Annotated in this window: 6 protein-coding genes and 1 pseudogene; all 7 read right to left on the reverse strand. The window is 39.8% G+C overall.

Features of this window, described 5'->3' with window-relative positions:
* A partial coding sequence (locus ACOV1R_RS15435) for a transposase (RefSeq protein WP_424744283.1) occupies positions 1 to 418 on the reverse strand: 418 nt, incomplete at its 3' end.
* Positions 419 to 503: 85 nt separating this feature from the next.
* A complete protein-coding gene (locus ACOV1R_RS15440) occupies positions 504 to 1,415 on the reverse strand; it encodes a beta-galactosidase (RefSeq protein ID WP_089197992.1) in 912 nt (303 codons plus the stop codon).
* A gap of 15 nt (positions 1,416 to 1,430) precedes the next feature.
* The gene (locus ACOV1R_RS15445; RefSeq protein ID WP_015379530.1) at positions 1,431 to 3,665 is read right to left on the reverse strand and encodes an alpha-galactosidase; all 2,235 of its coding nucleotides are present in this window, start codon (positions 3,663 to 3,665) and stop codon (positions 1,431 to 1,433) included.
* Between the two features lie 123 nt (positions 3,666 to 3,788).
* Positions 3,789 to 4,244 carry a DUF3284 domain-containing protein gene (locus ACOV1R_RS15450; protein WP_050480147.1) on the reverse strand — a complete coding sequence of 152 codons (456 nt, stop codon included), beginning with the start codon at positions 4,242 to 4,244 and terminating at the stop codon, positions 3,789 to 3,791.
* A gap of 9 nt (positions 4,245 to 4,253) precedes the next feature.
* Positions 4,254 to 5,522 carry a PTS sugar transporter subunit IIC gene (locus ACOV1R_RS15455; protein WP_054519093.1) on the reverse strand — a complete coding sequence of 423 codons (1,269 nt, stop codon included), beginning with the start codon at positions 5,520 to 5,522 and terminating at the stop codon, positions 4,254 to 4,256.
* A 115-nt stretch (positions 5,523 to 5,637) separates the two neighbouring features.
* A complete protein-coding gene (locus ACOV1R_RS15460; protein WP_027822204.1) occupies positions 5,638 to 6,672 on the reverse strand; it encodes a LacI family DNA-binding transcriptional regulator in 1,035 nt (344 codons plus the stop codon).
* A gap of 185 nt (positions 6,673 to 6,857) precedes the next feature.
* A pseudogene (locus tag ACOV1R_RS15465) lies at positions 6,858 to 7,682 on the reverse strand (alpha-rhamnosidase); the annotation flags it as partial.
* Positions 7,683 to 7,766 lie beyond the last annotated feature (84 nt).

A 7,766-nucleotide genomic window follows, 5' to 3' on the forward strand; every position in this document is an offset into this window, starting at 1 on the left:
CTTTAGTCATGTTGGAAACCGTGGCTTTGGAGTAGTGAGCACCGTACATTTCCTCAATGAGTTCGGCAATTTCAGCAGTGGTAATGCCCTTGGTATACAACTGAATGACCGTTGTTTCTAAATTATCACTGTGACGACCGTAGGCTGGCAAGGTATGATTTTCAAACCGGCCATTGCGATCTCGAGGAATGGTTAAGTTAAGTTGGCCGTACTTCGTATCAAACGAGCGCTTATAACTGCCGTTGCGGTTATTACCAGTGTTAATCTCAGCGTATGAGTAGCGTTCGTAACCCAAAAACTCTGCCAATTCGGTTTGAAGCAGCTGGTTAATCGCAATTTCGAGGTGGTGACGAAAAACTTCGTCCAAATCTTGCTTTTGGGCTAGTGCAGCGATAATTTCTGTGGTAAGTTCATTCATGGGGAATGCCTCCTGTGATGTTTTCTGTGATTACTAAATATCATAAGGGAAGGCATTCCCTATTTCTATACAATTCAGAAATCTTTTATGCATTTACACAAGATATTTTACGCTCTCCAGTAATTTCATAGCGATTATGCCAACTAGGATAACTATCCCAACTAATTATATCTAAAGACTTTGCAAATCTACCATAATCTAACCCTGTCAGCGGTGTATACTGCCCTTCTTTTAAGCTCTCAGCCATAAAATTAGTTGTTACGGGAATATTGGGCGTTACTTTCTTTAAAGGCTGAATCTCATGCTGATAAAAATCAATCGTCATATCTGACACAAACCGGTGCCAGTCTAAATCCATGCCATGAACTTTGCTATCACCCAATAGTGATGGTGGCAACAATTGTGACCAATCACTGTATAAACCACTCCAGACGCTCGAGCACCACGCGTCATCCAATGCTTCAAGTGTCTTATATTTGTGCTGGACCCACTCCCGCCACTTTTGTTGACACAAAGGGCAGTAACACTCTCCAGAATATTCATTAGAGACATGCCACAAAACAAGCGCTGAATTGTCTCCATATCGCTCTGCCAAGCGCATATTGATTTCATGTACCTTTCTTCGATAAATCGGGGACGAATAGCAATGATTATGTCGGAAACCATGAGTATGACGACGACCTTCAGAATCAACTCGATTAACCTCAGGATATTTCTGACTCATCCATCGTGGCCGTGCGCCACTTGGTGTTGCTAAAATCACGTGGCCATTTCGACTATTCATTTTATCGAAAACATCATCAAGCCATGCAAAATCATAAACACCTTCTTCCGGTTCAAGCCGTCCCCAAGCAAAAACACCAACAGTAACCGTGTTAATCTTCGACTGATCCATCAACTGATAATCCCGGTCCAAAATATCCGGTCGTTTTAACCACTGATCAGGATTGTAGTCACCACCATGTAAAAAGCCTTTAACCAGTTCTAACTTATTCATGCAACACACTCCTAGCTATTCAATACTGACAATGTGATATAAATGGGATTGAAAATCTCCATATAATTCTGCCGTGTCAAGATTAACACCATTAAATTGATATGGTTGTCGCAACCCGAACTGCTGCAGCACAGCGCCACTAACCTTTTCACGACCATCAATTTGATAAGTTAGATTTGGATTAATCATAGGTAATTTGACATAATTCAGAATACTAGCATTGGGGGTAGCCAGCTTACGATAAAATCCAACAAAAATCTCTGTATCATCAGAATTTTCCACACTCCAAATTACCTCATTAGTGCAGGGATCAATTGATTGCAATTGTCTGAATCTCCCATTCACAAAAAGTTGTCGATGGACCTGATAAAATTCAATGTTCTCCTTTATCTGTGTTAATTCATCCAACGGTAATTTGGAAATATCCAATTCATATCCTAGTGGCCCAAAGTCAGCCACCATTTGTCGAAAAGCGAGTGAAGTTTGTCTTCCTACTTGGTCATTAGGTGCGGCGGAAACATGATTACTAAATGACGATAGGGGATAGGCCAAGGTGGTTCCAGTCAATATTGATAACCGTTCAACTGCATCACTATCATCACTCGGCCAAATTTGCGGGCTATAAAATAAGGTGCCAAGGTCAAAGCGACCTCCCCCACCGGCACAACCTTCTATTAGCATGTCTGGAAAGTCAGTTAGTATTAATTGGTATAGCATATTGACGCCCTGAGCATATCGATGGAAAAATTCAGTTTGTGGAATGTTACACCTATTTAAGTATGGTGAGTACGCTTCCGTAATATTACGATTCATATCCCACTTCATGTAATCCAATTTAGTTGCTAATATGACTGGTTTAATTTGTTGATAAACCGATGTGACTACCTCAGGATTTGCGAAGTCCAATACGTACTGACCACGGCCAATCGACACAGACTTATAAGGGTGCCGCACAACCCAGTCTGGATGTTCTTTGTATAAACTGGTATCAGGCGATACCATCTCAGGTTCAAACCATAATCCCATTTGCAATCCCAACTCATGAATCTGCTTAGCAAATAGGTCAATTCCATGTGGGAATTTCTGCGGATCAACTCGCCAATCCCCTAATGAACTTCGATCATTGTTTCTATGACCGAACCAGCCATCATCAACGACAAAGCACTCCATTCCGATATGCTTAGCCTGGCGAGCCAGTGTTAAAAGCTTTTGCTCATCAAAATCATAATAGGTTGCTTCCCAGTTATTGAACACAATTGGCCGCTCTCTTTGATTCCAGCGACGATCAATTACATGCCTTTTTGTAAAGTTTGTGGAAGCATCAATCAACCCGTTAATTCCTTGATTACTATAATAAATAACGGCTTCGGGTGTTTTGAAGCTTTCGTTTGTTTCCAATTTCCACCCAAAATAGGTTGGGTTCAACCCAGTCATTAGACGTGTCTTGTGCCATTCATTTACTTCAACTTGACTCACAAAGTTACCAGAATAGATTAAATTACTAGCATAGACCTCTCCTTGATTTAAGTCCTGACTTCGTATCAGCGCAATGAAAGGGTTATGTTGATGTCCTGATGCGCCCTTTAATGATTCTACTGAAACAGTTCCTTGATCTAAGTTGTGCAGCTTTACATGCCGCTCTTTTAGCCATGCACCTGATAGGTTAACCATTTGAAACTTGTCATCTGGTAATTCCAGCGAAGCGCTCATTATATTTTCAATATTAATCGTTTTACTCGAACAATTTTTAATAGTTGTGCTTCGCACCACCGCACTTTGATTATCAAAAATTGTAAAATGCTCAACCAACTCTAGATGATGTTCCTCATCTATCAGTTGCATATCCAATTGTGTCGCCTCAAAACTGCCAACTGCGTACGATTCAGGGCAGTTCAAATTCCGTGGCTTATCTGACGTAATCGAATAATCAGCAAACTTAAAATCTAGATACCAAGGTTCCTGATTATAACTAATATCAATAGCACCCTTACGAAAATCCGAAGAACCATATACTGGATATTCTTGAGCCCGATCAGCAAGTGTAAAATTGCCAGTATCTGGTGAAAACTTGACAGTCCCAGCAGATTTACTATTCTGAGCCTTCAGATAATCCACATCCGCAATGGACAAGGGACCTAAGCTTTTTCCATAATATAAATGCCCTAATTGACCATTTTCCATAATCGTTAGCACATAGCTAACTTTACGATTATATAAATGAAAAGTCTGTCCATTGATTATTTCAAACATCTTATTTGTCGTGCCACTTACTATCATTTCAGTTATCCCTTTTCTGCTACTTTTAAACCATTCATTTAGTGTGTACAAGGAGCCCACAAACCAATGTCATGAGCTCCTTATACGAACGGTTTATTATTCGACGCTTTGCGCTAAATCATCTAAATATCGCATCCGTTTCCTGACACCACGGTTATAAAAATACTTATACATCAAACCAAAAATCATAAAGTTCATTTGATTACGATTACTTTCAAACACATTTTGCTCTGAATAAACCAAGATTTTCGCTCCGGAACGTTCTGTATCAAATTTATACGTTTGAATAATTTTCCCTGAGGGCTGTTGTGTTTCCAACTGAAATGTATCATCTGCCTTCATAATATTCACTTTCATCGTATTTTGTGTGACTAATTGATGCATTTTTGTCTGTAAATTTGCCACTATTGTCGTTCCAGGTGTTAGAACTTGAATACTTTTATCCGTTCGTTGAAAATATTTTAATTGTTCTGAAATAAGCGTACGATATAACTCCGATTTTAGTGCTCGATAGCGATATTTATACGACAGCGTGTCAGTTCTCAATACCATCACTCTTCCCTATTCAGTTAAGTCATCAGGTGTAGGCTTTAATTCTTCCTGTACCCATTCACGATCCATGGCCTTCAAAAATGGAATCCAAATCAATGTCATCACAACGACATCTACTAATTGCAATATAGCCCCTGCGATAGACCCGGTACCTAACCATCCGGCTAAGAAAATTGGAGTCGTCCAAACAACTGTCGCACCAATCGGACGTGGTACTAATCCAATGGCAATCGCAAAGTAAGAAATGGTCGTTGAAACCAATGGCGCTAAAACCCATGGCACAAACAAGATTGGGTTTAAAACGATGGGCAATCCATAAGTCATTGGTTCAGAAACATTAAAGATTGCAGGTGCGAAAACCATCTTCATCGTTTTCTTCATTCGGACTGATTTAGCTAAGAAAAACGCAAAAACAATTGCACATCCTAACTGCATCCCTTGATTAACAAAAACGCCCATGAAAGTCGTGTTAATAATATGTGGTAGATGCGTTGCACCAGCTTTATATGCTTCATAATTTTGAATCGCTAACGCACCCATAATTGGATCAATAATAGAGTTAACAAGTAACGTTCCATGGATACCAAACCACCAAAAAATTTGAGTTGCAGCAACCGCAATCAATACAGCCGGTAGCGTACTACCTAGTCCCATCAGAGGCTGTTGTAAAATTTCATATACAAAGTCAACTGCATTGCCCCACTTAGTAAAAGTAAATGCGTAACGAATAATATTAAAGAATAGTAGTGGTGCTGCCCCTGGGATGATAGCGATAAATGACTCCGCAATCATCGGGGGAACTGAGCTCGGCATTTTTATCGTAATGTTAGCTGCACTGATTTTGCAATAAATTTCCGTTGAAATAATAGCAACGATAATCCCAACAAACATGCCTTGCGCACCTAATTTTGAAATTGGAATAAATGCCCCAAGCTTACTATCATTACCGATTGGTAACAACATGATAAAACTAGAAAGTGCAATTGCCCCTGCAAATATCTTTTGTTGATGGTAATGACCAGCTAATTGATACGCAATCCCAAAAACAATAAATAGGGCAGTAATTGACATTGTCGCATTGCTAACAGGCCCCAAAAAATCTGTCAGAAATGTGTTAACTCCCTTTGGAATAACTTTGTCAAATCCAAAAGTCGTCGGCAAATTCTGAAGAATAACCATAATTGACCCAAACATAGTAGCTGGGAAAGCGACCATGAAACCGTCTCGCAAACTTAATAAATATCGATTATTACCAATAGCCTGTGAGGCCGAGGACATCTTTTCTTGAAAACCAGAACTAAATTTTTTCACTGTCTTGATCTCCTATCTTTATATTGGTAAGCGCTTACAAGAACATTGTATTTGTTTACTAAACGTTTACACAATAGGAGATTTAAATTTTTATATTTTTCACTGATTCCCTAATCATTAATTTGCTTGCACAAATAAGTTGCATCGGCATACCACTCGGTTCAATCATTCTATCCCGCGCCAATTTCACCGCCATTTTCCCCATTTCCCGAGCTTCCATACGGACACTAGAAAGGGAAGGCACCAAATACTGATTCATCTCAACATCATCAAAACTCACAACAGAAATATCATCTGGTATCGTTAATCCAAAGTTACTGATAGCTTTATAAACACCCATTGCCATCGGATCACTAGCGACAATAATAGCAGTCGGGCGATCATTGCCTTGTAATATCTCTTTTGCAAGTGTCATGCCATCTTCGGCGGACCATCGACCAATTTTAACATTGATCCCATCCTGTAAATCATGCAACTTCATCCAGTTACGATAATTAACTGCACGCACCTCATGATTATCCCTAAGGACACTACCATCTGGGCGCACAACGCTATTGTATCCACCAATAAATGCAATTTTGCGGTGTCCATTTTCGTATAATAGATCTAGAATTTCTTGTGTTTTTTCCGAAAAATCAGTTTTTATCACATCTACTCCTGGATGTTCAGAATAACTATCGACTAGAATAACATTGTCATTGACTTTCTTAACCATTTCAACGCCTTCATTAGTCATTTCGCCAACCATAATAATGGCACCAAAATCATTTAACGTTTGCCATTCTTTTGCTTTATCCTTCATTCCAAATGGTGTTATCACACGCATACGCCACCTGGCTGCTTCCAATTCAATGCCTCTGTGGATCTCATGAAAATACGGATCATTCAATTCTGATTCTCGACTATGTCTGAGTATCAGCCCAATTTGCATACTGTCATGATTGAAACGAGGCCCTTTCTTGCTTGCATCCTTTGAATAATGCATTTGATTGGCAATATCAATAACTCGCTTTCGCGTTTCTTCGTTAATACTAAAACTTTGATCATGATTTAAGATTCTCGAAACACTGGCTGGTGACACCGACGCCATTCGAGCAATATCTCTGATACTAACCATAGTAGCCACATCCTTAGTCTGTTTGTTTACATTTTACATCTAAAGCGTTTACAATCACAGTATCTTTTTATGGGCATTAAATCCACCTCATATTTGCTGATTTCTGCTTCTCAACAGCCCTTTGATTATAAATAAATAGTCATCTTCCAAAATAGAAGATGACTATTACGACTCATTTTATAGATTTACACTGGGACCACCGCAGTTCTATTAGGTTCCAAAGATTGTCTTTGCCCATCCACAATCAATGTCCCACCAGCTCGGCTAGCAGTGACTGATAGTTGGTGTTGATCTTTTACGACAGTCACGGTACCGCCTTTAATGGGTAACACGGTGTGTAAATGATGAAATTCTGATAACTCAGGCTTGATCTCAAAAGTCTGGTATCCTGGAGCCGTGGGCCGTAATCCTACAAAATGACGACCTAATAAATATATCGGACTGGCTCCCCAGGCATGGCACAGGCTCTTACCATAGGGATCACCATACATGGCATACATATCCTTGCCATGCTGCGACGGATCGAATTCTTCCCAGAAGGTCACGGCCCCGCGATCTAACATGCCGCCCCAATAGTCTAATAAAACTTGGTAAACACGGTGTTGTTCCCCCAGCTTACATAAAGCATCTTGTTCAAAAAACTTAAAATACGGCGTGGTAATTTGAGTAATCGCATTATTCAACAAAACATTCTTTAAAATTAATTGTTGTTTGTTCTCATCAACAACGTCAAACAAAATGGCAAAAATATTAGCATGACGAGTAACGTGCCGCTTACCCGATTCATAACTATCAATAAATGCTCCTTGTTCATCATCCCAAAAGTATTTCATTAAGTTCTTAAACAACTGGTCATACTTCGCTTGGTAGCCCGCCACATCTTTGCCTAAGACCTCACCACAAGTCATAATTGTCTTGTAATCCTCAAGTAATAAGATTTGTTCAGCCGCCACGGTACCCTGTTTATCCATTTCTGACCAATCGACAAAGATCCAGTCATTTTTCCGACCGACGAATTGTCAAATCAAGCGCAACTTTTTGCCGAAGAAAACTTCACTTGGACTTTTCCATCCCAAGACCTTGCGTGGACGGTT

The organism is Lactiplantibacillus sp. YT640 (assembly GCF_049745435.1).
Lineage (GTDB): Bacteria > Bacillota > Bacilli > Lactobacillales > Lactobacillaceae > Lactiplantibacillus > Lactiplantibacillus plantarum.